General features: G+C 64.4%; 19 protein-coding genes and 1 pseudogene. 10 read left to right on the top strand and 10 right to left on the bottom strand.

All coding sequences use genetic code 11. The features are described from left to right. Positions 1–112 precede the first annotated feature (112 nt). Positions 113–1,558, bottom strand: coding sequence for an MFS transporter (locus DFJ65_RS03345; protein WP_115921802.1), 1,446 nt, complete (start codon positions 1,556–1,558; stop codon positions 113–115). Positions 1,559–1,653: 95 nt separating this feature from the next. Between DFJ65_RS03345 and DFJ65_RS03340 the strand changes: the two genes are divergently transcribed. Beyond that, positions 1,654–2,370 carry a TetR/AcrR family transcriptional regulator gene (locus tag DFJ65_RS03340; RefSeq protein WP_115924076.1) on the top strand — a complete coding sequence of 239 codons (717 nt, stop codon included), beginning with the start codon at positions 1,654–1,656 and terminating at the stop codon, positions 2,368–2,370. Between the two features lie 158 nt (positions 2,371–2,528). On the opposite strand, the gene DFJ65_RS03335 is transcribed toward DFJ65_RS03340, so the two are convergent. Continuing rightward, the gene (locus tag DFJ65_RS03335) at positions 2,529–2,978 is read right to left on the bottom strand and encodes a hypothetical protein (protein WP_147301293.1); all 450 of its coding nucleotides are present in this window, start codon (positions 2,976–2,978) and stop codon (positions 2,529–2,531) included. Here DFJ65_RS03335 and DFJ65_RS03330 point away from each other — a divergent pair. The 3 genes from DFJ65_RS03330 to DFJ65_RS03320 all read left to right on the top strand — a co-directional run bounded on the left by DFJ65_RS03330 (position 2,959) and on the right by DFJ65_RS03320 (position 5,181). Further along, positions 2,959–3,228: a hypothetical protein gene (locus DFJ65_RS03330; protein WP_147301292.1), complete on the top strand. Its 270-nt coding sequence runs from the start codon at positions 2,959–2,961 to the stop codon at positions 3,226–3,228. The genes DFJ65_RS03335 and DFJ65_RS03330 overlap by 20 nt on opposite strands. Before the next feature lie 174 nt (positions 3,229–3,402). Further along, complete coding sequence (locus DFJ65_RS17960) at positions 3,403–3,618, top strand: nuclease-related domain-containing protein (RefSeq protein ID WP_342767488.1); 216 nt, start codon at positions 3,403–3,405, stop codon at positions 3,616–3,618. 280 nt (positions 3,619–3,898) lie between these two features. Next, a protein-coding gene (locus DFJ65_RS03320; protein WP_115921799.1) for an IS3 family transposase occupies positions 3,899–5,181 on the top strand; the annotation gives its coding sequence in 2 pieces (ribosomal slippage) (positions 3,899–4,193 and positions 4,193–5,181; 1,284 coding nt in all). Positions 5,182–5,257: 76 nt separating this feature from the next. Here the strand turns inward: DFJ65_RS03320 and DFJ65_RS17140 are convergent. Further along, positions 5,258–5,719 (bottom strand): hypothetical protein, encoded by a 462-nt coding sequence (locus DFJ65_RS17140; protein ID WP_147301291.1) that lies wholly within the window; start codon positions 5,717–5,719, stop codon positions 5,258–5,260. Between the two features lie 110 nt (positions 5,720–5,829). Next, positions 5,830–6,936, bottom strand: coding sequence for an SMI1/KNR4 family protein (locus DFJ65_RS03310; RefSeq protein WP_115921797.1), 1,107 nt, complete (start codon positions 6,934–6,936; stop codon positions 5,830–5,832). Positions 6,937–6,998: 62 nt separating this feature from the next. Between DFJ65_RS03310 and DFJ65_RS18430 the strand changes: the two genes are divergently transcribed. Then, the gene (locus DFJ65_RS18430; protein WP_425453014.1) at positions 6,999–7,202 is read left to right on the top strand and encodes a DUF6994 family protein; all 204 of its coding nucleotides are present in this window, start codon (positions 6,999–7,001) and stop codon (positions 7,200–7,202) included. A 62-nt stretch (positions 7,203–7,264) separates the two neighbouring features. Here DFJ65_RS18430 and DFJ65_RS17955 read toward each other — a convergent pair whose 3' ends face one another. Further along, positions 7,265–8,344, bottom strand: coding sequence for a TerD family protein (locus DFJ65_RS17955; RefSeq protein WP_245949965.1), 1,080 nt, complete (start codon positions 8,342–8,344; stop codon positions 7,265–7,267). Between the two features lie 258 nt (positions 8,345–8,602). Beyond that, a pseudogene (locus DFJ65_RS18425) lies at positions 8,603–9,046 on the bottom strand (exonuclease domain-containing protein); the annotation flags it as partial. Positions 9,047–9,290: 244 nt separating this feature from the next. Here DFJ65_RS18425 and DFJ65_RS03300 point away from each other — a divergent pair. From DFJ65_RS03300 to DFJ65_RS17135, 3 genes are all read left to right on the top strand, one after another. Continuing rightward, entirely contained in the window at positions 9,291–11,141 is a 1,851-nt protein-coding gene (locus DFJ65_RS03300) for a DUF2075 domain-containing protein (protein WP_115921795.1), read from the top strand. Between the two features lie 94 nt (positions 11,142–11,235). After that, complete coding sequence (locus DFJ65_RS03295; protein WP_170143978.1) at positions 11,236–12,090, top strand: HNH endonuclease; 855 nt, start codon at positions 11,236–11,238, stop codon at positions 12,088–12,090. A 492-nt stretch (positions 12,091–12,582) separates the two neighbouring features. Next, positions 12,583–13,638 carry a DUF6615 family protein gene (locus DFJ65_RS17135; RefSeq protein ID WP_147301290.1) on the top strand — a complete coding sequence of 352 codons (1,056 nt, stop codon included), beginning with the start codon at positions 12,583–12,585 and terminating at the stop codon, positions 13,636–13,638. A gap of 198 nt (positions 13,639–13,836) precedes the next feature. Here DFJ65_RS17135 and DFJ65_RS03285 read toward each other — a convergent pair whose 3' ends face one another. After that, a complete protein-coding gene (locus tag DFJ65_RS03285) occupies positions 13,837–14,397 on the bottom strand; it encodes a 5-methylcytosine restriction system specificity protein McrC (RefSeq protein ID WP_115921792.1) in 561 nt (186 codons plus the stop codon). Positions 14,398–15,128: 731 nt separating this feature from the next. Between DFJ65_RS03285 and DFJ65_RS03275 the strand changes: the two genes are divergently transcribed. Further along, positions 15,129–15,407, top strand: a complete 279-nt coding sequence (locus DFJ65_RS03275; RefSeq protein ID WP_115921790.1) for an Rv1352/Rv1906c domain-containing protein — start codon at positions 15,129–15,131, stop codon at positions 15,405–15,407. A 288-nt stretch (positions 15,408–15,695) separates the two neighbouring features. Here DFJ65_RS03275 and DFJ65_RS03270 read toward each other — a convergent pair whose 3' ends face one another. Next, positions 15,696–17,021: an ATP-binding protein gene (locus DFJ65_RS03270; RefSeq protein WP_211308355.1), complete on the bottom strand. Its 1,326-nt coding sequence runs from the start codon at positions 17,019–17,021 to the stop codon at positions 15,696–15,698. Between the two features lie 30 nt (positions 17,022–17,051). On the opposite strand from DFJ65_RS03270, the gene DFJ65_RS03265 reads away from it, so the two are divergent. Beyond that, positions 17,052–17,507 carry a very short patch repair endonuclease gene (locus tag DFJ65_RS03265; protein ID WP_115921789.1) on the top strand — a complete coding sequence of 152 codons (456 nt, stop codon included), beginning with the start codon at positions 17,052–17,054 and terminating at the stop codon, positions 17,505–17,507. Here DFJ65_RS03265 and DFJ65_RS03260 read toward each other — a convergent pair. Beyond that, a complete protein-coding gene (locus DFJ65_RS03260) occupies positions 17,456–19,408 on the bottom strand; it encodes a DNA cytosine methyltransferase (RefSeq protein WP_115921788.1) in 1,953 nt (650 codons plus the stop codon). The two genes, DFJ65_RS03265 and DFJ65_RS03260, sit on opposite strands and share 52 nt — an antisense overlap. A gap of 129 nt (positions 19,409–19,537) precedes the next feature. Beyond that, positions 19,538–21,592 (bottom strand): sigma factor-like helix-turn-helix DNA-binding protein, encoded by a 2,055-nt coding sequence (locus tag DFJ65_RS03255; protein WP_170143977.1) that lies wholly within the window; start codon positions 21,590–21,592, stop codon positions 19,538–19,540. Between the last annotated feature and the right edge of the window lie 145 nt (positions 21,593–21,737).

Genomic DNA, 21,737 nt, shown 5'->3' with positions numbered 1-21,737 from the left:
TCCCACTTGATGGACGCGTTGATCTCCGAAGCCGTGGCCCTGCTGGACGAGGGCGGCGAAAGCGCGCTCACCTATCCGTGCAGCAGTTCCATCCGCGCGCCCCGGTGTCCACCTATCTCTCCTCCACCTCACGAGAATCCGTCAGCGTCAACGCACCCCACCCGGTCACCAACCCCACCACCACCGCGAGCGCAGCGAACGTGACCCTCTCGCCGTGGAAGAACGACTGCACGAGGTCGTAGCTCCACGCCCCGTCGGGCAGCACGGCGGTGACGAGCACCGCGATGAGGGTGCCGACGACGGCGGTGCCGATGCTGGTGCCGACCTCCTGCGCGGTGTCGTTGAGGGCGGCGCCGATGGAGGTGCGATTGGCGGGCATGGCGCCGATGAGCGCGACGGCGCAGACGGTCATCACGGTGCGCAGGCCGATGGTCATGACGACCTTCGCGGCGGCAACCGCCCAGTAGCCGTGGTCGACGCCCCAGGCCATGGCGGCGAGGCCGCCGGTGAGCAGGACGGCGGTGGCGATGCGGTGGCCGAAGTGGCGGGCGAGCCCCTCGGACAGCGGGGTCGCCACGATCATCGTGAGGATCATCGGCAGGTTGGCGAGGCCGGCGCGCACCGGGCTCCAGCCGTAGGCGTACTGGAAGTGCAGGATCAACCCGAACATCACCGCGGCCATCGCGATCGAGGTGCCGACCTGGGCGATCGCGGCGCCGCGCACCGTGCCGTCGCGGAAGAGTCGAAGATCGAGCATCGGTGCGGCAGTGCGGTTCTCGTGGATCACGAAGGCGGTGGCCGCAAGCACCGCACCCACCGCGCAGGCAACGGTGACGAGCGCCGTCCAGCGGTGCTCGACGCCCCTGGTGAGGGCGTAGCAGGCGAGCCCGATGGTCGCGATGCTGAACAGCGCGCCGGGCAGGTCGAGGGTGTCGTCGGTGAGGTCTTCGGGACGGTCGGGCGCGACTCCGCGGCGTACGCCGAACCACGCGAGCAGCGCGATCGGTGCGTTGACCACCAGCAGCCATTCCCAGCTGACGTGGGCCAGCGCGGTGCCGCCGAGCAGCGGCCCGAGCACGAACCCGCTCATGCCGACCACGATCATCAGGGTCATCGCGCGCATCCGCAGGTGCTGTTCGTCGAACAGTCGGAAGACGAGCGAGTTCGTGATCGGCGCCATCGCGGCCGCCGCCACGCCGAGCGCGGCGCGCAGGGCGATGAGTTCGCCGGTGCTGTGCACCGCGACGACCGCGAGGCTGATGAGTCCGAAGGCGGCAAGGCCGACAAGCAGCACCCGACGGCGTCCGAACCGGTCGGCCAGTGAGCCGGCGGTGAGCAGCAGCCCACCGAAGGTGAGCGTGTAGGCGCCCGTGACCCATTGCAGCGCAGTCGTATTGCCGCCGAGGTCTCGGCCGATGGTGGGCAGGGCGATGGTCAACAGGGTGTTGTCGACCATCTCGACGAAGAAGGCGAGGCAGAGCGCGGCCAGTGGGATCCAGGAGGCGCGCAGCGAGCCGTAGGTGCGGCTGGTCGCCGCGTCGGCAGTGATGGCGGTCATGGCTCCTCCCTTTATCGAACGTTGTTCTATTCAGACGAGTGCGAGAATAGAACAGTGTTCGATGACGCGCAAGCCGCTGTGATGAAATGGGCGCCATGACCCCTCGCACCACCGGCTCCAGCCGCGCCACGCGCAACCGCGAGCGCCCGCGCGCCTCGCACTCGATGGACGCGGTGATCTCCGAAGCCGTCGCTCTCATGGACGAGGGTGGCGACAGCGCGTTGACCTTCCGGGCGCTCGGCGCACGGCTGGGTGGCGGGGCGACGAGCATCTACTGGTATGTGTCGAACAAGGACGAATTGCGCGACAAAGCAAGCGATTACGTCATCGGCGACGTGCTCGAGCAGACCGAGGAATTCATCGGCGACGCCGACCCGATCGACAACCTGCGCGCGATGGCACTCGTCGCGTTCGACGCGATCGCCGCGCGTCCGTGGCTGGCCGACTACTTCATGCGCAACACGATCAGCCAACCCAACAGCCTGCAGCTCTACGAACGCTTCGGCCAACAGGTGCTGCGCCTCGAGCTCACTCCCCTGCAGAGCTTCCACGCGGTGTCGGCGGTGCTCGGGTTCGTCGTCGGCAGCGCCGCCGACATCGGGCAGCAACCCCCGCAGGAGGTGCTCGACGGCACGATGAGCCGGCAGGAATACTTCGAGCACGCCGTCGCTCAGTGGCGGGCGCTCGACTCGGCCGAGTTCCCGTTCATGCACCACATCCTCGAGGAGTTCGCGGAGCACGAGGATCGCGACCAGTTCGCGGCCGGGCTCGATCTGCTGTTGGCCGGGTTGCGTTTGCAGGCAACGAGTTAGCCGAGATCTGTGACGCTCGGCGAGCCCTTTCTGCGGCTCAGCGACGTACTGTCAGTTGACCCCCTGGACAAGGACCGCCCGGACGCCGTCTACCCGGTCAAGCGCCGACGGCGCCGGCCGCGAGACATGGCTCGCGACCGACCAAGATCACAAGTCCGTCACGACATCACTTGTTGAGCGATCAAGGAGCTAGTCTCCGCTGGGGGCACAAGGGATGGGCCCCACCAAGGGAGAAAAAAAATGAAGCGCCTCAGCATCGTTGCTGCTCTTATTGCTGTGCCCCTTTTCGCGGGCTGCAACTCGACGACCAACGTGTCGTCGTCCTCGTCGACCAGCAGTTCTGCTGAGACCCAGACATCCGAATCCTCGTCGGCCGAGTCGTCGAGCACCGACGGGTCGGCGTCAAGTTCGGAGTCGCCGGCCGCGTCCGAGTCCAGTGAGACCTCGGCTGCGTCGGACGGATCGTCACTTACGAAGCCGTTCGGCTCGACGTTCACCTGGGACGACAAGCTCGCAGTGACGGTGTCGAAGCCCGTGCCGTTCACCCCGTCGGAATACGCGGTTACGGACAGCAAGTTCAAGAAGTTCGTGAAGCTGACCGTGGTCATCAAGAACGGTACCGACAAGGTGTACGAGTCGTTCAACTTCAACGAGAGTGCGACCTCCGGCGATCAGCAGACCGACAAGGTCTTCGACTCCGCCAAAGGCATCGAACTGCCGACGGCGAAGATCCTGCCCGGCAAGTCGCTCACGTACAACGTCGCCTATGGCTACACGCCCGGCCAGGACTTCACCCTGACCGTCAACTCGATGGACCGCTTCGACCGCGCAGACGGCATCTACAGCGGGAAGCTCTGACACCAGACATGTCCAGCCCGGGCTCCACGATCGTGGAGCCCGGGCTTTACATTTCAAAGAGACGCCAGGACCGCGCAAATACGGGTTGCGGGGCGCAGGCTTTGCGACGAGCGAGCTGCCTGGAACTCAAATGCGCCAACCGCGCAGCCGCGCCTATACGGCGCGTCCATAGCGGTGCTGGACGACCGCCGCATTCCCGGCACACGCACCAACATCGACCACCTTGTCGTGACGACTGGTGGGGTGTGGGTCATCGATGCCAAGCGGTACAAGGGGCGAGCCGAGCTGAGGGTCGAAGGCGGAATTCTGCGTCCCGCGTGGAGAGGCTCATCGTGGGACGGCGTGACTGCACCGCACTGGTGGACGGCGCACTCGATGAGGCCGCGGTAGTGAGAGATCTTGTCGGTGACCTGCGCGTGCTCGCCGCAGCTCTTCCTCCGGCGTAAGGAAGGTTAGGAACCGCCTACCGTCGGCGCCGGCTGTCCTTCTTCCTGAGCTCGGACAGCCGAGTACTTAGCGAATTCCGTTGAACCCTTATCGAGATTCAGTGGAGGGTCTATCAGCTCAAGCACCGCCGACTCCAACCCACCCAGTGTGTCCGCGTCATCGACCGGCAGTGTGAATCGCCCCGGCATGTCCGGAGACTCCAGTTGTTGGGAAGGTTGGAGTCATGGCAGGCACTGGTACGAAGAGGTATCCCGCGGAGCTCAAGGAGCGCGCGGTGCGGATGGTGACCGAGCGGCCCTCGGACGAGAGTGAGTGGCCGGCGATCCAGCGGGTCGCTCCTTTGTTGGGGATCGGGTCGGCCGAGACGCTTCGGAAGTGGGTGCGTCAGGCAGAGGCTGACGCCGGCGCTGCTGGCGGTGTCGGCGGGGTCGGGACGGCCGAGTCGGAGGAACTGCGCAGGCTGCGGCGCGAGGTCGCCGAGTTGAAGCGAGCGAACTCGATCCTGAAGGCAGCCTCGGCTTTCTTCGCAGCCGAGCTCGACCGGCCACGCGGCTGATCGTGGACTTCATCAGGGTGCACGCCGATCGGCGTGAACCTGGTGGTCTGCGGTGGGGTGTCGAGCCGATCTGTTCCGTGCTGACCGAGCACGGGATCACGATCGCCCCATCGACCTATTACGAACTCGTGGATCGCCCGATGACCACCTCGGACTGGCGAGAAGCGTTGCTGACCAGAGAGATTCACCGTGTCTACACCGAGAACTACAGCGTGTACGGGGCTCGGAAGGTGTGGTTGCAACTCAACCGCGAAGGCCACCGGGTTGCCCGGTGCACGGTGGAGCGGATCATGCGTGAACGCGGGTGGCGGGGCGCGATCCGCGGCACGGTCAAGCGGACCACGACGCCCGACGCGTCGGCCGCTGATCGGCGTCCGGATGATCTGGTGTGTCGCCGGTTCGCGCCGTTGGCGCCGGACCGGCTGTGGGTCGCCGACTTCACCTATGTCAGCACGTGGTCGGGGTGGGTGTACGTCGCGTTCGTCGTCGACGCCTACGCGCGGCGGATCTTGGGGTGGTCGGTGTCGACGTCGATGACGACGGACTTCGTGTTGCATGCGTTCGAGCAGGCTGTCTGGACCCGAAACCGTTACGGGACAGCCGATTTCAGCGCGTTGGTGCATCACCACGATCGGGGGTCTCAGTACACCTCGATCCGGTTCGGTCAAGCCCTGGCCGAGGCCGGTGTCGCGGATTCCATTGGTAGTACTGGGGATTCGTACGACAACGCGTTAGCGGAGTCGATCAACGGGTTGTACAAGACCGAGTTGATCAAGCGAGCCAAGCCCTGGAAGGGCGCCGATGACGTCGAGATCGCGACCACCGAATGGGTCGACTGGTTCAACCATCGGCGCCTGTACGAGTACTGCGGCGACATCCCACCCGTCGAGCTTGAGGAGGCGTACTACGCTCGCAAAACAGCCCAGCAAACCGCTGCGCTGACCGTTTGAGAAAGTCTCCGGACACTCCGGGGCGATTCAGTGTGATGACTCGCAGGTGATCGTGCATCCACGTGGTCAACGCGGGTCAGAAGTCGACAACGAATCCGACCGCAGACCCCGGCGACCTCTGAGGGCTGACATCCGCCAGTCCAAGCCACCATGAGACGACGTGGCTCAGATTTACGGTCATCGTCGGCATGTTCAATGCCGCACCTTGCAGCGGCATCACAGCGGCCGGCACCAGGTGCATGTGCCCCGGCGTCGGGGGGCAGTTGTCGATGTACTGGAGCATCGGCCGTGCGAGCTCTTCGGGTGCCGGCCCTCTTCGATTGAGCAGAGACTTCACCCCAGATGTCCTGAGAGCCTCGCGTACAGCGGCGCGTCGGGCCTCAAGGGCCCTGCTGCGGGAAGCGGGAATCCCTTGGACGAGACCGGCCGCTGTGAGCAGCGTGACGCGAGGGCACGGCTCACCCCGCTCCGCCTGCGCGATGAGCGTCGCGAGCTCTTGGTTGATGCCCGTGGCAGTGGACCCCGAGTACTCGTGCATGCGGTGATTGTCGCACCCACCGCCATGGTCTGTGCCGCTTTGCCTCCCATGGAGGATTGCGCGGCGACTGGGCTATGACGGGCTCAGCAGCGGCTCGCACCCCCTCAGCGTCAGGCACCGGGGCGTGACGGCAGCTCCTGCCGCCAAGTCCACTCGAACGCATCCACCTGCGGCAGTCCCCAATACCGAAGCAGCGCGTTCACCACGTCGAGCCGCGCCCGACCGTCCTCGACCGCAACGGCCTGCAGTGTCGGGGGCAGTTCGCCTGCGGCAAGGCGCTTTTCGAGCTCCGCAGCCGTCATGCAGGTGACGATGTGGTCGGGAATCGTCATCGGTGGAAGGAAGCCTCGCGGCGTGGGCCGGTCGCCGCGGAAGGCTGCCGCGAGCGAGTCGGCAACCAGTTGCGCACCCACACACTGGTCGCCGGGCAGGAAGATCAACTGGCCGACCGTGCCGCCGTCGCCGGGCACCATGTCGACGCAGTACATGCCGCGCTCGTCGGGATCGCCGACCGGAAGCCAGTGCTCGGACACAACCGCCGGCTGCACACCGACCGGGAAGTGACGCGTTTCGAGGTCGACTCTGGTGCGCCACCACCCAGCCCAGCGTTGCGGATCGCGGGTCTTCACGCTGAGCGGCCCCCACATCCCCGCCCCCACGAACTCCTGCACGAGCGGAGTGTGCGGCACCGCCGGATCGATGCTCGAGTGTCCCGCCGACACCGCCAAATAGGCCCGCGCCTGAGCGGGCAGCGGACCCGATCGGCGCTCCTGTTCCTCGATCGACGCACGCCTCCGTCCGACCTCCTCCGCGTCACCCGGACGGAACAACTTCCGCAGGTAACCGATGTCGCGATCTTCCGGCCCGACGTTCTGTGCGGCCGCGGACGCAACCCGCCCGGGGGGACGAGCGTCCGGGTCACGGACGATCTCCAGCGGTCCCGAGCCCAGGTATCCGAACACGTGCGGCGAGGGGTACTCGGGCACGAACCGCACCGACCCGTCCGCACGAATGGTGAGCTCAAACCCCTCTTTCCCTTCGAACAGCGGCCACACCGCAGGATGCTGCCGCATCGCGACACCGTCCACCCGGATCCGGCGCCGCCACCACCGCTGCGGGTTTCGACCGAGCGACACCCTCACCTGCGAGTGCGCAGGGTCGCTCAGCGCCCACACCTGGGGCACGAGCGCGTGGAGTTCGGTGAGGTCGAAGGGCACGAAATCATGAAAGCACCCACGTCCGATGCACGGGCGACTCCGCTTAACGTTCTGAAGCTGCCCTGGTAAACGAGATTCGCCCCTCGCTCCTCAACCGATTTGCTCGGAGTTACCGAACCATCGGCGGGCACCTCGTGTTTCCTGCCAACCGGATCGGCGGCAAGGTGACGATCAACGGCGCGAAGGGCTTCCACCCGCGCATCAAGGACCGCAGCGACCTGACGCTTGAGTGCATCCGCCGGACAGGCGTGCATGACTTTCGTTGAGGCACGTGGCAACCGGATCGCAGTGTGGGCGACGCAGCATGGCCTCGCCTGACCCTCCGCGGCTACTCCACGTCCTCCTCGATGTCGACCCCGTAGCCGACGGCAAGCCCAGCCAGGCGCCGTTGGTAGCCCTGACCGATCGCTCGGAACCGAAGCGCCCCGCTACGCCAATACACCTCAGCGAGAAGCATGCTCGTTTCGTCGGCGGCCGCATCGAGCGTCGCGCGCGCCAGCAACGAGCCCTCGCTCGATCGCACGCTCAGCTCAATAGCGCCGAGGTCTCCGAACGTGCCATCACCATCGATCGCGGCGGCAAGGGTGATTCGTGAATCGATCGGAAGTGTCCCTGCCCGAACGTCGACGGACGCCTGGTCGGGCGTTGCGAGGTCGAGGTCAACGAGGCCGGTCGGATGGGTCGGTTGGTTGTAGAAACAGAAGTCCTCGTCGCGCGCGACGCTGCCTGTCGGATCCGAGACGAATGCGACGACGTCGACTTCGCCGACCGCCTCGGCAGCGACCCAGGTGGCAATAACGGTGAAGTCGAGGTGCGCGATATCGGTGACGCCACCTCGCGGGAGCGACACCACATCCACCGAATCGAGTTGCTGCGCCTCGTCATTCGCGCTGGGCTGCGAGGCACCGACAGGCTCGAGTGTCACAGGGTCGAGCTCGGTCAGAGCTCGATCCTTGACCTTGGAGATGCGTGCGTCCTTCTCGGCGTCCGCCAGCGCGACAAAGTCCGTCACGGTGACGGTGAGGTTCACCGCGCAGGTGCCACCAACCTCCTGCACACGGGTTCGCACGTCGGCCGCCTCATCGTGCGAGCCGCCGAGGATGATCACGCGCCTGCGCGAGAACCGCCCGGGGGCAGCCACTTTGGCGCGCGGTCTCGGTGGGCTGAGCACGGGCACCGCGTCAGGCATCGTCTGCACGACAACCTGCGCCATCGTTCTCGGGTCACCGGGTTCGACGGAGTCGAGCAGCCCCATGAACTGCTCCTCGGTCATCAGGCTGGTGCCGTGCTTGAGCGCGAGATCCCCCTTGCGCGTGCCGAGTTCGCCGTTCGACACGAGGACGCTGGTGCGTGAACTCACCGAGTTCATCACGTCGAGACCGCACCGGGTTGCCGTCTCGATCAGCATCGCCCGGTCGCGGTGCGTCTGACCGGTGAACACCACCGTCATGCCTTGCCGCAGTGGTTGGCCAGGCACGTGCCGGCCGGGGTACCGCCACATGCAGGGCGTGCGCGGCGCAACCGGCGGGTAACCACCGAGGGGGCGTGGTCGCGCGTAGGGCAACGGCAGTCCCAACCGGTGCGCCAACGCGAGCGAATGACGGGTGAGTTCGACGAGAGCACGCACGTCGTCCTCGGCATCGTGGGCACGGTGTTGCTTGATGCCCCAGTAGTCGCACAGGCTCGCCAACCTGAAATCGGCCACGGGCAGGTCGAACCGCTGCGACAACTGGCAGGTGCACAGTCTGGTGTCGGCCGGAAAGCGGTGCCCGGCTCGGTGCGCTTCGTGGGCAAGGAAGTCCCAGTCGAACCGAGCGTTGTGCGCCACGACCACGCGCCGGCTGAGCATCTCGTGGATCCGCGGAGCGACATCGGCGTACCTGGGTGCCCCGCGCAACCTTGCTCGGGTGATGCCATGGATCTCGACCGGGCCGGGGTCACGCTCGGGATCGATCAGCGTTGACCACTGATCGGTCACGACACCGTTGGGCTCCATCTGGGCGATCGCGATCTGGACGACGCGGTCGCGACTCGCGGTCAGGCCGGTTGTCTCGACGTCAACAAGTGCGTACGGGCGGTCGTAGGTGTTCGCGACGCCGTTCGGCAGCATCACGAGGTCCGGCCCGTCGTCAGGTCGGTGCGCTGTGCGTGCGTTGTCGAGTAGCGAATCATGGTGCCCCTTGTCCCCGGTCGTTCAAAGCAGACGCTATCGGGCACCACTGACCCTTACCGGAGGCGAGGTCATCTCCGAGGAAGTCGTTTGTCATAGAGTTCCACCGTCAACGCGGATCGACGAGCTTCCTTGATGGACACGCTCCCCCGCACGCCTTTGTCGTGCTGCCCGGGAGCCAAGGATGTCGTCGCTGCTGCGCCAGTCTGCTGGCAGCTTCTCCGTCGCTGAGCAATACCTGGAGGAGCGCCTGGCCGAGCAGCTGGCGACGCGAACGGGTCAGTGGCCGTCGCCCGCCGAGCGCAGGTCGTGGAGCCGGAGCCTCCCCGCACTCGCGGCCGATCTCGTGAGCGCTGGTCGGCCTGATGTCGAGATGCTCATCGAGTACCAACTGCCGCTGACCAGCAAGCGGGCCGATGTGGTGCTAGCCGGCGTGGACTCGAACGGCGAACCGACCTACTTGGCGGTCGAACTGAAGCAGTGGACCGACGCCACGATGTTCGAGGACAGCGATGACCTCGTGAGCGTGCCCGGCTACGCCCGACCGGTGAGCCACCCGATCGATCAGGTGCGCGGCTACTGCGAATACCTGACCGACTTCGTGATGACACTGCGCGGCAAGGAGCAGAGCGTCCGCGGAATCGCCTACTTGCACAACGCGACCGACTCCGACGTGCACGATCTCCTTGCGAAGCCGTCCGATGAGTTCGGACGACTCATCACCGGCCAGCGGCGCGGCGAATTCCAGGAGTTGTTGCGTTCGACCTTTGCGCCGACCAGCGGCGCCGAGGCTGCCGACCGGCTGATCGGCAGCGGCATCGCTCCGTCGAAGCAGCTCATGGCCCTTGCTGCCGAAGAGGTGCAGCACCGCGAGCAGTTCGTGTTGCTGGACGAGCAGCTCGACGCCTACAACTACGTGCTCCACTGCGTGAACGACGCGCGCCGCCGCAACACAAAGACCGCAGTGATCGTCTCGGGCGGTCCCGGCAGCGGCAAGAGCGTCATTGCCCTCTCGCTCATGGGCGAACTCGCCCGGCAAGGCCGGACGGTGGTGCACGCCACCGGTTCGCGGTCGTTCACCCAGACGCTGCGCAAGGTGGCCGGTCGGCGAGCGCCTCGCGTGCAGAAGGCGTTCCAGTACTTCAACTCGTTCGTGGCCGCCGAACCCAACGACCTCGACTGCCTCATCCTCGACGAGGCGCACCGCATCCGGCAGACCTCCGCAAACCGGTTCACGAAGGCGCAGTTTCGGACCGGGCGGCCACAGGTCGACGAATTGCTCAGTGCCGCACGGGTTCCGGTGTTTCTCCTCGACCAGTACCAAGTGGTGCGTCCTGGTGAGCTCGGAACCGTCGAGGACATCGAGGACGCTGCGCGCGCTCGTGGCATCGACGTGCTCCGGGTCGATCTCGACGGACAGTTCCGGTCGGGTGGTTCGAAGGAATACATCACCTGGGTGAAGCGCCTGCTCGAGCTTGAGCCGGGCGACGTGCGCTGGCCGGGTACCGACCGGTTCGAGGTGCACGCGATGAAGTCGCCCGAGGAACTCGAAGCGTGGCTGCGGAGCAAGCAGGACGCCGGCTACTCCGCCCGGATCGCCGCCGGCTACTGCTGGCCGTGGAGCGAGCCGCGGCCCGACCAGACCCTCGTGCCCGACGTCCGGATCGGTGATTGGGCACGTCCGTGGAATCTGAAGGGCGACCGCTCAGTCGGTGGCGCACCGGCGGCGGCGCTGTGGGCGACCGACCCGGCCGGCTTCGGCCAGGTCGGCTGCATCTACACCGCGCAGGGTTTCGAGTACGACTACGCCGGCGTGATCATCGGCCCCGACCTCGTGTGGCGGGACGGTCGCTGGGTGACCGTGCGCGCTGCCAACCGTGACCCGGACTTCAAGAACCGCACCCGCGTACCCGATCAGCAGTTCGACCGGTTGGTGCGGCACGTCTACAAGGTGCTGCTCACCCGCGGGTTGCGTGGTGTCGGCATCCACTCCACCGACCCCGCGACCTTGACCTACTTGAAATCGATTGTCTGACAGGTAAATCCATCAACCGCGGATCGACAGGCTTTCGCACCAGGACATGCCTCCCCGCTCTTCTTCGAGGAGCAGCATGTCTTCAGCCTGGATCATGGCCATCGACCGGGAGAACCCCGAGCACTGGCGGATCGCCTGCGAGAACTCGTTCTGGGACATCACGAGACGGCGAGACGTCCGGGCAGGAGACATTGTCTACTTCTGGCAGTCGGGTGAGAGCTTCGTCGGCAGCGTGCGTGTGCTCGACGACCTCTACGAAACCCCGCTGGGTACAGGACTGCCTTGGAACATCGACGACGCGAAACGGAACGACTACAAGTACCGGTTCAACTTCGTGGTCGATCACCCGACCTCAGTGGGACAACCAACCGGCAAGGATGTGAAAGCAAATACCGGTCTTCAGGCATTCCAGACCAAGCCGAGCACGAAGGATCCCGACGCCATTCGCTGGCTCGAGTCGCAGGTCGCAGGCGTCGACCTCCGCGCCGACCCGATGTGGAGCACCGACGAATCCGGACCCTTGTCAATGGAAGACATGGCATCCGACAACCGAGTCCGAGTGCCGGCGGACGTGGTTCGCAGGCAGGGAAGCGGCAAGTTCCGCGAGGACGCGGTGAGGGCCTACGGCCGGCGTTGCGCGGTCACCGGCACCAACGTGCTGCCGATCCTGGAAGCGGCCCACATCATGGAGTACAAGGGGCCGCACACCAACGTGGTAACGAACTCCCTCCTGCTCCGGTCCGACATCCACACACTGTTCGACCTGCACCTGCTGACCATCGACGATGCGTACCGGGTGCACCTTGCGCCTCAGGTGCGGGAGTCGAAGGAATACACCGATCTACACGGCCAACAACTTCGGATGCCGAACGACAAGGCGGCCCATCCGAACGCCGAGTGGCTGCGCGTCCACAATGCCAAGTGCAGCAGTTGGTTCGGCCGCGGATAGTGCGGTGGCAGCATCGGGGTTCCAGGCGGCGTCGACATCGATTCGTTGGCGGCCGCGTCGTCGCGACCGTATCGTCTCCTTCGCGATGTACCGGACGTCGGTGAACTTGATTCGGCTGGATTCACGCCCCGACACGGCGACAAAAGCAAGTCATGTACCAATACCCTGAGTGGCACAAGACCGCTCGTGCACGCACCGCTCGGCCTCGAGCTGGTGGCAAGTGTCGACCAGTCCTCTGCACGGACATAAGGGGGAATCATGAGTGCGCAGGTAGCCGTACTTCCAGACGCACCGGGCCGGGAGATGAACTCGAAGGCTACGTGGCCGCGTGGTTCCAAGCCTCGAGTCACCTCGGGGAGGAGCAGATCATCGACACCGACGGCACCGACTTCCTTGAACTGGACATCGTCGCCAACAGGTTTGAGGGGCTTCGCATACCCTTCCACCAGCCTGAATTGACTCTCCACTTGATAAATCAACCAAGGTGATCAAATGTCTGAGCTGTCATTCTTCCGGTCTCTGCAGAACGCAATGGATGCCCAATCGTCCGATATCTGGAGCATGGTGCGCGACACACGAGTAGACGGATATCGACTTCGCTTTGGGGAGGTCACCGCCACGGAGTTGAGCCTTTACCGCCTTCGTCGCTTCTGGAGTAAGCTCGTGTACATCGATACGAACGAACCGAACGAGTCCGCGACCGGCGCAGACTGGGAATGGCTAATCGGGCACGACGACCAGTGGGTCCAGATTCGTGTGCAGGCAAAGATTGTCAACCGCACTGGCAGCTTCTCGGAACTCGGACATCCGCGGCATGCGCGCCGCCAGCAGATGGACACCCTTATCGACCCACCGGCAGAGGACGTCGCGTGCCGCTGGATGCCTCTGTACGTCTTCTACTCCTCCGAACCCCCCGCTCCGCTCGCCACTCTGCAAACAGACCCGCGCCGGGGATGTAGCGCGCAACTCGCTCGTCATGTACGCGACGTTTATGGCCCCGATCATAATGGCCGGGCAACACTCCTTGCCCATAAACATTTAGCCAACAGTGTGCCATGGTCACAAATCTTTGGCGGCTTGGTCAATCGACTGGCCGCCGGCGAATCACTGTCGTCGATCGTGAAAAGTCTAGCAACCCAGAAGTTTCCCGCTGATGCGCACAATATCGACGATTTTTGGGACCCCCAAGTTTCAGGAGGAATCTGCAGCGGAGAAACTCCTGGATATATCCAAGCGATTACTGACCGGCGGGTAGACGAATTCGAGGAGTCCAGAGTCTCGTCACTGAGAGTCAACACATCTCCCGAAGCAGCCGGGCCCGAAAGCGCGGATTTCACGAACCAAGCCCCACGAGGGGCAGACGCGGGACCAGTTCGAGACACCACTCCTCCACCCCTTGAGGGTCTGCCTTTCATTTACGACGAATTCCCCTCACTCCCATCCCGAAATATTGTAGTAGACAGACCGGCCAGCACGCTGTCACTACCAAATTTCGTCACTCTCGTTGACATCGACAGAATGCCACCGGCCCAAGATGGGCCTCTCTAACGGCGAAGAGCCGCTAACCCCCGTCGCGCGCCCACACCGTCGAACTTGTCCCCGAGATCGCATCGGCAAGCGCGGCGATCTCGTGCTCGACCTGCTCAGGTGAACCTGTCAGGTCGAGTGATCGAAGCACGAGCCTCTTCCCCGCGTTCCTCACTATCACGGTGCTTTGCTCAGAATCTCCCTGGCGACGGCAGTAGATCAACACCCCCTCGGGAGATCGACACTCGGATCCACCCGCGGGACGCGCAACGCGAGTCGGATGGCGGCCCTACGCACCCTGTTCTCTGGCACATCCTCAGAGAACTCGTCGTATGCGCAGCCCACGGGTGTGAGTACGCCGGATCGCTTGAACTGTCCGACGACGTCGGGTCGTCCACGTAGGGCCACCAGCGGGTCGGTGCGGACTTGATAGGAGCGCAGCACTCCCCGTCCGAGAGTGGTCTCGACTGTCCGAGCGAAGAAGGCGATGACCGATGGCAACAAGTCGGAGGTGAGGTCGTAGTCGAACGCTTCCTTCCGCCAGGAGTGTGGCGGTAGACCGGGTTCAAGGAGCAAGAATATATTCTCGGGGTTGATCTTTGGCCGGATCAACAATGCGACCCCATCCACTACGAGTGATCCCACGTAGGACGACGCCGTTACCCGCCAGCGATCACCCATGGCGAGGCTCACATCGACGAAGCCCGTTCGCTGCAAGGCCCCCGCCTGCGAACGCGACAGGTCCAGATAGATCGACTCGTGCTCCGAGAGGACCGGCATTTCTCAGCCCTCGGCCGCGTCGTCGGCGGGTTCTCGCTGATCGACTCCGCGGCGAGGTGCGCGAATCGGGCCCAGACTTGCGCGAACCGGAACTCCTCGATTCTGGCTGCATCACCGAAGAACTGGTCTTCGATAAAGGGCTCGATGTCGTACGTCCAAATGCGCCGGAGCACATCGCGGTCGAGGTTGGGCTTCATGAAGTGCCTCGACCCGAGCTGGAGGTGAGGACCGCCCAGTGCCCGCTTCAACTCGTCATTGACGTGGGCAACCAATTCGCCCACCCAAGCCGGCTCTCCCCATCGTGCGAGCCATCGATCGAGGAGACCCGCCATCAGACCGTGGTGGTCATGGGTTGAACCTTACGACGCTTCCTTCACTTCTACTCGATCTTTCTGATAAGCCCCTTATTAGTGCTTCTCCTGTTCGAATTGCCCATAGGACAGCAAGTCTTGCCACATTGCACGCAACGGGCGTGCCCACACCGAGGCAGACATGTACAACCAGGTCCAGCAGCAACCCCAGGCAAATTCCGCGCCGGCGCGTAAGTCGCGCCGGAACCGTGGCTCAAGTACGGTGGCACCGCCATCGGAGCGTTCGTTCTCGGCATCGCTGCCGGCTCGTCGTCCGGATCGGGTGCCACGACTGCCGCCGACGCATCAACCGTCACCGTTCACGAACCGGCACAGACCGTCTACGAGACGGCAGCGGCTGCACCGGCGGAGACGGTCACCGTGACCGAGTCAGCGGCGCCGGACACGTCGGCCACCACGCAGCACGGCTCGAGCATCCCCGGCGATGGCACGTTCCAGGTCGGCGTGGACGTGCAGCCGGGCACGTACATCTCGACAGCACCGGACAACGGCAACTGCTACTGGGCGCGCCTCAGCGGATCGGACGGGTTCGACAACATCATCGACAACAGCAACAGCTCGGGCCAGTCGCTCGTCACCATCAAGGCGGCCGACAAGTTCTTCGAGTCGCGCGGCTGCAACGCCTGGACGAAGCGGTGAGCTGACCTATGCGACCGAGCAAGCGCAGTCAGTTCACTCCGCACCGCCGGTGCGCTGTCACCGACAAGATCTGCTTCCCCGACCATGCTGCGACGATCCCCGCGCTGTGGAGCGCAGAGCTTGCTCGGACTCGAGCCAATGAGCACGGCTCGGATTGCAGACGGCGCGAGCAGCGCAGCTACAAGTGCCCGCACCGCCGACAGTTGCACCTCACCTCGCAGGCGTAGGGGTGGGGCGGGCGCGTCGTCCGAGCAGGGGGTCGGACGACGCGCTCACCCTCGTGGCCCCTCAGACCTTAAGCGACTTCGCGAGTTCAGGATGCTGCCGGCGCAACGTGCGGAGGACGGATCGATACTGATCTATTCCGCCACTCGTCTCGAGCAGAGCTGACTTGAGGGCAATTCCGACCTCTCGCATCTCCGCAGGCTCACTAGTCCGAGCAGGCGTAGCTGACCGCGGTCCACTGTTCGCGGCGCGGCGATAGACGTCGTCCGCGCGCACACACACCTCGTGGATCGGCCGCTCGAGCATCTTCTTGAGCGACGGTGGGATGGACGTCCGCATCTTCGCCACGTTGATCTGGAATTCCTCGTCGAGCCCCGTCCCGAAGTCGAGACTGGCACGCGCGAGCTTGGTGTGCTCGTCGATCCCGCGGACACCGTTCCAGCCACCGAACTGGACGATGCGGTTTGCACGATAGATATGAAGGCCCTGCTGCCGGTTCCAGTTCAGCGGCCCAGACAGCCGCTCGAACGCCTCTTGGCTGGAGAACTGGTCACGCGGAGGCAGGACGAAACCTTGGAAGCGCACGTCGTGCGCGCCGTGTGCCGTCTCGATCTCGAAGCTCTGCGCATCCAGCACTTGGCGCTCGGCCTCGTCGGGCGCGAAGGGGTTCCAGGGCATCACCTCCTCGCCGTTTACCAGCATCCTGACCTTCGGCGCACCGGGAACTGCGCCTTCGAGGAAGCGGTGGAACACCAAGCCGAGGTGTTCGCTGGTCTTCGCCGCCAGGTGGTTCAGCCTTCGGCGCCCCCACCCGGTGTCGGCGTGGCGATCCGGAACGGCTCGGTCGAGGTCTTCCCACACCACGACGGTTCCGTGCGAACTTCCCAGCATGTCCGTCGCCGCTTCGATGCCTGCGCTCATCTCGTTGGAGGTGACGACCCAGTCGTCCATCCGATCGATTAGGTTCAGGTCGAGGGTCATAGAGGAGAGCGGGCCCTTACCGCGCCGGGTCACCACGGTGAGCCGGCGGCACTGGGAGAAGGTTCCCGTCTTCAGCCCGAGCCCGAACCGCCCGAGGTCTCCATCGTCATAGGTCCGGCGCGTGCCGAAGCGCAGAGCTTCGATCAGCTCGCTCTCGGTCATACCGTTGCCGTCGTCGTGGATCAGCACGTACGAATCACCCGGCGAGAACGTCGCCTCGACAGAGACGGTAGTAGCCCCCGCAGTAACGGAGTTGTCGACCAAATCGGCCACCGCAGTGTGGAAGTCGTAGCCGATGTCACGGAGCGACCCGGTGAGACGAGCAGCCGATGGTGCGATCTGAATTCTGTCCGCGTGCGACACGGCGGTCCTTCCTGGTGACGGTGCGCGACTGGGCATGAAGTTCATCCCGGCCTCCAATGAGCGTATACAGGCGGTATGACTGCATCCGATGTGTCGAAGCGGATGTCCCGGCAAGCGCGCCGCGATACCGTACCCGAGCTGAGGTTACGTCGACGACTCCACGCGGATGGACTCCGATATCGCGTCGACGCGCCACTCCCCGGCATGCCACGACGTCGAGCAGACATCCTCTTCCCGCGAGCCCGGGTGGCCGTCTTCGTTGACGGCTGCTTCTGGCATGCATGCACGGAACACGGGTCTCTTCCCAAGACGAACACGGAGTGGTGGCGTACGAAACTCGCGCAGAATGTCGCCCGCGACCGCCAGACGGACGAGCACCTCGAAGCCCTCGGGTGGACCGTCGTGCGCATCCGTGAGTGCACCGACTTGGACGCCGCGACGGCCGAGGTCGAACGCACAGTTCGACCATCGACCGACCCTCAGGCACCCGTTGGGGAGTCGTCCTTGCGGCCGCGATCAGCTCGCTCGTAGCTGCACCACTCCTCCAACGGGCAGACCCCGCAGTCCGGCCCCTTCGGCGAGCACACCGTCGCTCCGAGCGCGATGAGACCCAAGTGTGCACGCCGGCTGTTGTCGGCGAAGCCGATCAATCGTCCGATCGCCAAACGCCCGTCGGTGTTCCGGTTGGTCAACCACCGCTCGCGCCCAAGTTCGAACCGACCGGCGACACGTAGGGCACCAGCCGTCGCGATGACGGGCTCCTCTCCCTCTGCGTCGACGATCATCGCCAGCTCAGCCGCAACACGGGATACGACCTTTTCAGCCACCAGCTCCGCCAACAGTTCATCGTTGACCGTCCACGGTGTTCCTGACTCCTCCGATCTGCGGGCAGCGAGGATCAACTGCTCGAGGTCGGAGTCCTTCCCGATCCACGAAGCGACCTCACGGGCGGTCTCGCGGTTCACCAGTAGTTCCGGAGGTGAGGAAAGCTTCGCCAGATGCGGCCACACGGACCGGACATTCGCTGCGGTCTCCGTCCCGAGTAGCGTTTCACCGACGATGGCATGCCAACGGTTTCCTGTCCTGAGCCATGGCGCCCACGCGGGGTCGGAGTCAAACCAAGATGCGAGTTTTCCTGCAGTCTCATGTGTTTTCAACGCACGCTGCGGCGGAGCGTTCAGAGTACGAATCACCTGCCGTCCAATGGCCTCCGCGAGGAATGGGGGTACGGCATTTCCGATCTGGCGGAAGGCGGCGGTCGGAGATCCTGCAAATCGGAAGTCATCAGGAAAGGTCTGGATTCTGGCAGCCTCCCTGACCGTGAGAGTCCTGTTCTGCTCGGGATGGATGTACCAGTATCCGTCCTTGGAGATGTGGGCGGTGATCGTCCGGGAGAGGTGGTCGCCGTCCAGCCGCTTGTACTTGTCGTCGAAGATGTCGTCGCGGTAGCGCTTGAGGGATTCCGGGAGCTGCGAGTACCGCATGTTCGTGTCCAGCAACTCAAACGCAGCGAGATCATCGGGGCGGACTGGACGGGTGATGTGGTCGTACACCCGCCCCACGCTGTTGTCCGACACACCTCGGCGCATCGCGCGCTGGAAGTCGGTGCGCGGGCCGTCGTACTCGGCCCAGCCTCGAGCGCCACCCTTTGGCCGCCAGCCACCCTCCACGACCGGGAGGTCAGAGATCGCGTTCATGACGGTGACCTTCTTGGCGACCTCCTGGGGCCAGTCGAATGAGCGACCGTCGCGCATCGCCACGAGGATGAGACGCTGTCGGAACTGAGGCACGCCATATCGCCAAGCTTCCGTAACACGGGCGCGCACGGAGTAACCCATGTGCTCGAGAGTCAGCGCCATCGTCCGAAGAATGAACATCTCACGATCCAGCGCCATCTCAGGCACATTCTCCATGATGACGACCCGCGGCTTCGCCAGTCGGATGACCTCGAGGTAGGACTCCCAAAGATCGCGACGCTTATCATGCGCGTCCCGGATACCTTGCCGGACGAGATGCCTCATGCCCGATCGACCGGCCTTTGAGAACGGCTGACACGGAGGCCCACCCGCCAACACGTCGATTTCAACCGACCGCAGCAACTCGCCGACCTCTGCGACGACGGCAGGATCGCCGAGATCCCAACCCGCGGAGAAGCCGGCGAAGTGGTGCGCGTGGGTCTCCAGAGCGTCGGGGTCGTGGTCGGCACCGAAGACAACCTTCATACCCGCTCGCTCGAGCCCAAGACTCATACCACCAGCACCCGAGAACAGGTCTGCGACCAGCAGCGGCGGTTCAGGGGCGTCTCGGAGGCGCGCACAGAGTTCCCTGAAACTCTCGCCGTCGACTACGTGGTCAGGATGCGGCTCGAACTTGAGGAACGGCCCGCGAACAAGCTTGACGTTCGGTCGTCCCCGAGGCGGTGCGATGGCCATTCCAACATTCTAGGATCCCGGACCGACAGGTCAGCGATGGAAGCCCGAGACCTGTGCGGTCGCTTCGACCGGCGCCGAGTCGAACTCGCCTCCATCCTTGGCAGCTTCGTTGGACGGCTGGTCAGCGACTCATGCCGAGGGTCGACTCGCTGGCGCGGGCAGGCGGGCGACCAAGGAAGCCACTTCGACGTCACCCCGCGCTTCAAGTGCCGCAACTAGGTCCGACGGCGCCGTGCCAACAGATTCAGCGAGCCGAGTGCGGTCTTCCGCCAACGCTCTCGGGAGTGTCGTGAGCCGAACCAAATCATCCACGATATCATCCTCGGTGTGGGGGCTGATGAGTCGCACCTCCAGTGCGTGGTCCACCGGGTGGAACCGGAGGGCCAGTCGATCGTGGATTGAAGCCTCGGCGTGGACCACCAGCTCGCGTATCGATCCGATATGCGGCCCGGAATTGGCTGTCTCGCTCCATGCAACGGGGATTAGACCTACTGCGGTCGACAACTCTGTCCGATCACCCGGTCCGAGGCCAAGGTCCAACGCGATCTCCTGCGGGATGCTCCGCCCGCTGCCTCGGAGTATGTCTTTGTCAACGACAATGCACCACACGATCATAGGAACCCCGGGCTGCCGGTACAGACCACGGACCTTCCACGGCTTGTCTCTCGGCACGTACGGATCGTGTCGAGATCGAAGAGTGATCACCTCCCCCGTCACCTTGAAGGCCGGCGCCGCCGCGTACATGCGAACGGAGGCCGAGGAGATCTCATAGCGTTGCGCAAGTTCGTCCGCCAGCTCGTCTAAGTCCATCGGACCACCGGCCAAGCTCTCTAACATGGCCTCGGCCACTCCCCGGTAGTAGGCACCACCCCACCGTCTCAGACCAATCTTGTTCTTCGTGACTCTCAGCATGCGGGGATCCTCAAGGATCCTGTTGCGCGCTGACCTCGATCCACCCTCGCCGTATGCGGCGGCCACCAACCGATCGATATCCTGGGGTTCGTCGCGGAGCTCGAGAACCGCGATAGCCTTTTCCACGACCGAGCCACCCCACCGAACCAGCTGCCCATCAACCCGTGAAACGCCGGGAATCGAGTTGAGTACGAAGTCGATGTGCTGTTCGAGCACGCCCGAGGAGCGAAGATGCTCGATCAGCTCGTACTCATCCACGACGAACGCAGTCTCAGCCATGGTGGGCAACTCATTGACGCTCGGCAACTTCAGCCCACCACGGACCAATACCGGATCAATGCGGTCGTATCCTGCCAACCGCGCAATGAGTCTCTGTTCCTCTGGACTCCATTTCCATAGAACGTCCGCCAAGACGCGGCTCGGCGCATATGTCCCTGCGTGCGCTACAAGACGTTCCGCCGCCCATCTCACGGTGCGCCATGTTGGCGAAGACGCGAAGTTGGATCGCAGGCGGTCCAAGCCCACCGACTCTATCTGCCGCATTCGTTCACGCGTCAGCCCGAACTCAAGGCCAAGTTCTTGCAAGGTGAGGGGCTCGTTACTCACAAGTCGCGCGAGAAGTACACGCGCCCGTCTTGGGTCATCGGCGAGGAACTCAGCCAGCGGCGACTCGTCGGCCGCCACCGGCAAGGCCACGTCGCGCAACGCTTCCCAAGCTTCTGCAACATCCGCAGGCATGGCTCCTGTAGACGCAGCTAAAGCCTCGCCCCAGGTGGTCGCACCTGCAGCCGCAGCCGCCCACGCGAGGACGATCTCTAGGTTGGCGCGAACCTCTGGATCGGGGCCGCGACTCGACGGGTCCGTCTGAGCACTCGGGTCTGGTAGTGCTACTGGATCATCGTCCCAGGCTGACAAGGCAGACGCCGCGATGGCGAGCCGCTCCAAGTAGTGATAGAGGCGCCGAACCTTGGCTGGCCCGAGTCCACGCACATCGAGAAGGTCGCGGCGGGTGAGGTCGAGCAAGTCGCCAACAACCACGGCACCGGTCTTGGCGAGCCAGCTGTGTGTAAGGTCATCGCCTAGCTCGACCCACGCCGTCGTGAGCAGAGGGTCATCCAGCCGTCTCGTACCGATGAGCGCGAGGCTAGGAAACTCGCGACCCAAGCTGCCCGCTGCAAGCCGGTCGTCGCCTCCGGGGCGTTGTTCAGTTAGCGGCGGATCTTCCCGCTGCGAACTGCGCTCAGCATCGTCCGATCCTTTCTCTGCATCCATATCGGATGTGGTCCCAGACGTCGCAAATGACAAGTGGTCTGTCGCAGCGGATCCTGGCACCTCTGAACCCAGAGCCCGATGGTCCGACGGCATCGCTTCCCGGATCCGATCGAGAAGGTCAATGACTTCGTCGGCATTTTGTGGA

Origin of the sequence: Calidifontibacter indicus (assembly GCF_003386865.1) — a bacterium.
Lineage (GTDB): Bacteria > Actinomycetota > Actinomycetes > Actinomycetales > Dermatophilaceae > Yimella > Yimella indica.
Note: the sequence above shows the minus strand (reverse complement) of the source record. Positions and strands in the feature narration are given on the sequence as shown.

Bases quoted from the DNA above. Each gene is read 5' to 3' on its own strand.
- DFJ65_RS03345 (WP_115921802.1), bottom strand. From the start codon at position 1,558: ATGACCGCCATCACTGCCGACGCGGCGACCAGCCGCACCTACGGCTCG.
- DFJ65_RS03340 (WP_115924076.1), top strand. From the start codon at position 1,654: ATGACCCCTCGCACCACCGGCTCCAGCCGCGCCACGCGCAACCGCGAG.
- DFJ65_RS03335 (WP_147301293.1), bottom strand. From the start codon at position 2,978: ATGACCACGGTCAGCTTCACGAACTTCTTGAACTTGCTGTCCGTAACC.
- DFJ65_RS17140 (WP_147301291.1), bottom strand. From the start codon at position 5,719: ATGCACGAGTACTCGGGGTCCACTGCCACGGGCATCAACCAAGAGCTC.
- DFJ65_RS17955 (WP_245949965.1), bottom strand. From the start codon at position 8,344: ATGCTGATCGAGACGGCAACCCGGTGCGGTCTCGACGTGATGAACTCG.
- DFJ65_RS03300 (WP_115921795.1), top strand. From the start codon at position 9,291: ATGTCGTCGCTGCTGCGCCAGTCTGCTGGCAGCTTCTCCGTCGCTGAG.
- DFJ65_RS03295 (WP_170143978.1), top strand. From the start codon at position 11,236: ATGGCCATCGACCGGGAGAACCCCGAGCACTGGCGGATCGCCTGCGAG.
- DFJ65_RS17135 (WP_147301290.1), top strand. From the start codon at position 12,583: ATGTCTGAGCTGTCATTCTTCCGGTCTCTGCAGAACGCAATGGATGCC.
- DFJ65_RS03285 (WP_115921792.1), bottom strand. From the start codon at position 14,397: ATGCCGGTCCTCTCGGAGCACGAGTCGATCTATCTGGACCTGTCGCGT.
- DFJ65_RS03270 (WP_211308355.1), bottom strand. From the start codon at position 17,021: ATGAACTTCATGCCCAGTCGCGCACCGTCACCAGGAAGGACCGCCGTG.
- DFJ65_RS03265 (WP_115921789.1), top strand. From the start codon at position 17,052: ATGACTGCATCCGATGTGTCGAAGCGGATGTCCCGGCAAGCGCGCCGC.
- DFJ65_RS03260 (WP_115921788.1), bottom strand. From the start codon at position 19,408: ATGGCCATCGCACCGCCTCGGGGACGACCGAACGTCAAGCTTGTTCGC.
- DFJ65_RS03255 (WP_170143977.1), bottom strand. From the start codon at position 21,592: ATGGATGCAGAGAAAGGATCGGACGATGCTGAGCGCAGTTCGCAGCGG.